Below are 2527 nucleotides of genomic sequence, written 5' to 3'. Positions count from 1 at the left end.
GGTCTGTTCCTGTTGACGTACCGAGATCGGCGCTCCGAGTGTGCGAACTACAGCGCGGTCTGGGCGATGAACCCCCCGGGGCGCGCGCCGCGATGCCTTGCATACCGATGGTTCGCGTTCGTCGGCGTGTTACCAGGTTCTGTCGGCGACAGCGTTGTCGGCGCGCGGGCGACGATCCGGTCGATGAGAGTATTGAGCACATCGAGGGTGTGTTTGGGACGCATGCCCAGAGCAAAGCCTCATGGGAGAATGCGGCGTGGCTGATCACATCGGGGTAGTGAGTACTCTTCCCCCAGATAACGAGGGTCGCCGCCTGCTCCTCCTCGATGACGGCCGAGCCGAACGCATCGAGCCGGACCTGACCGATGATGAGATCAAAGCCCGCTTCGACCTGGACCGCGTCGACCGCTCGCCCAAGATCCCCTTCTGTGAAGGTCTCCTGTTGGACGGTCCACTCGCAGGGACGCGCAACTACGCGGTCAACGAGCTCGGAAGCCGCGCCACCTACTACCTGCCTCGTCCACCCGCTGGCGAAGTCCCCAGACCGCTGCCCCAACGCGGTGTTGTCTACGAGGTCGTGGTGCTCGGCGCCGACGGCAAGCCTGCAGAACTCCGCTACGTCACCGATCCCACCCGGACCGGTTGACGACAAGTCGAAATTCCAGCGCCCGCTCGCCCGCGTCGGTACTGATGACGCCGTGGTAGATCAACCAAGGCGCCACGTCGGCCGTTCGGGACCGCACGATCAGCGGGATGAGTGTGCGTTGCTGCTGACTGTCAGACAGTTGGCGCGAAGCGGCAAACACGTATCCAACCTCGGCGTGCTGCTCTATCGAATGGGTGACCTCGACGAAGCCGAAACCTGGTTGCGTAATGCCGCCACCAACGGCCACATCAACGTGCCACAACCTCGGCGGGCTTAGCCGCCCTGCTCGGATGCAGTCACCTTGATTCGAAGTTACACCGCTGTTTGCACAGTCCCCTCGGCACTGAGTGCGCGTTGCCGCGCCTAGTTCTCGTCATAATGGCGGCACCGTTGAGGCGGGCGATGTACGCGTCAACGGCGGCCGCAACGGTTCGGCGTGAGACGGGAGTGGCAGGGCACACCCGAACTTCGACGATACTTCACTCGTCGGAGGTGTCGTTGTGGCCGCTGTCGGTGACTCGGCGGTACCCGTCGGTGCGTTTGCGACGCTGTTTGAGCAGGATGCCGAGCTTGGTCGTCGCGTCCGTGTGGCCTGGCTACCGTCGTCGCTGTCATCAATCTGATTCCGCTGACGAATTGGGGCCGGGTCTTCCTGCTGTCCGGCGCAACGCTCGTCGCGAGTTTCGCCGCCCTCGAGTTCACGGGTCTGCGTCGCCGGGGACCGGTGACGCCGTGACTGACGAAACCGCCATCCTCGCCCTGCTGCGCGAGCAGATGGACGCCTGGGCCGCAGGTGACGGCACCTCTTTCGCCGCCCCGTTCACCCGCGACGCCGATTTCGTATCGGTGATCGGGGAACGCATCCAGGGCCGGACCGAACTCGCCACCGTCATGCAGGAGGGCTTCGACGGGTTCATGAGGCGCACCCGCATGGCCGAACCCGAAACCACCACGCTGCGCTTCCCGGCACCGAATGTCGCCAGGGCCAGCGCACCAGCCTACCTAGCGACTCGATTCACTTGTCAGTGGTGGCTGGGACGCTGGGAAACAGCCAGCGCGGCTACTAGAACAACGAATGGTCGAACGTGGTGGAGGTATGAGAGTTGGGCCCGGCGAAGCCAAGCGTGGTGGACTCGACGGCGCAGGCCAACTCGACGTTGGCTCTGAATCTCTCGCGGTGTTCCTCGGCCCGAGCCTCCTCCACCCGCAGGCGAGCTGCGAGCTGCTCCCGGGTCGGTCGATACTGGACCTACAAGGCATTCCGGTTCGCTAATCGGCTGGCCGACAACGCGATAGCGCAATCGATGCATTGGGTCGGGCACTCCTATGACAACGCGTCGATGGAGGACTTCGTCTCCTCCCCTGAAACCGAACTGGCCCGACCGAAGAGCTACATCACTGATCGATGCTCGCCCACGATCGGTGCTCGGAATCCCGTAGTCAGCCGTCGGCTCGGGTGTCGAGTTCGCGCTGAAGGTCGGCGTTGATGCGCTGAGCCTCGGCGAGCTGATCTTCGAGGATCACGATCCGGCACGACGACTCGAGTGCGTTGCCCGCATCGACGAGTTCACGCACGCGTGCGGCGATGCGCAGTTGGTAGCGCGAGTAGCGGCGGTGCCCGCCCGCAGAGCGCTGCGGGGTCAGTAGTCGCGCGGCGTCGAGGCCGCGCAGGAACGCCTGGGTGACGCCGAGGATCTCCGCGGCGCGCCCCATGCTGTAGGCGGGGTAGGTGTCGTCATCGAGCTTGTCCGCGGCGCTGGCGCCGTCGGCGGGATGGATGTTCGGGTGCTGCACGAGGCCTCTCGGATTCAAAGCCGGAAGGCCCCGGCGCACTGGGCGCCGGGGCCGTGATTTACGACTGAGGGATTGATTTCACTTGCC

4 protein-coding genes are annotated in these 2527 nt (G+C 64.7%); 3 read left to right on the top strand and 1 reads right to left on the bottom strand.

Going from position 1 to position 2527, the window contains the following annotated elements; genetic code table 11:
* Positions 1 to 277 precede the first annotated feature (277 nt).
* From ACFWF3_RS31945 to ACFWF3_RS31935, 3 genes are all read left to right on the top strand, one after another.
* Complete coding sequence (locus tag ACFWF3_RS31945) at positions 278 to 646, top strand: hypothetical protein (RefSeq protein ID WP_379317523.1); 369 nt, start codon at positions 278 to 280, stop codon at positions 644 to 646.
* Between the two features lie 118 nt (positions 647 to 764).
* Entirely contained in the window at positions 765 to 923 is a 159-nt protein-coding gene (locus ACFWF3_RS31940; protein ID WP_379317522.1) for a hypothetical protein, read from the top strand.
* Positions 924 to 1378: 455 nt separating this feature from the next.
* Positions 1379 to 1813: an SgcJ/EcaC family oxidoreductase gene (locus tag ACFWF3_RS31935; protein WP_379317520.1), complete on the top strand. Its 435-nt coding sequence runs from the start codon at positions 1379 to 1381 to the stop codon at positions 1811 to 1813.
* Between the two features lie 273 nt (positions 1814 to 2086).
* Here the strand turns inward: ACFWF3_RS31935 and ACFWF3_RS31930 are convergent, their stop codons facing one another.
* Positions 2087 to 2440, bottom strand: coding sequence for a MerR family transcriptional regulator (locus ACFWF3_RS31930; RefSeq protein WP_378626791.1), 354 nt, complete (start codon positions 2438 to 2440; stop codon positions 2087 to 2089).
* Positions 2441 to 2527: the final 87 nt, after the last annotated feature.

It is taken from the genome of Nocardia sp. NPDC060220 (assembly GCF_042727815.1).
Lineage (GTDB): Bacteria > Actinomycetota > Actinomycetes > Mycobacteriales > Mycobacteriaceae > Nocardia.
Note: the sequence above shows the minus strand (reverse complement) of the source record. Positions and strands in the feature narration are given on the sequence as shown.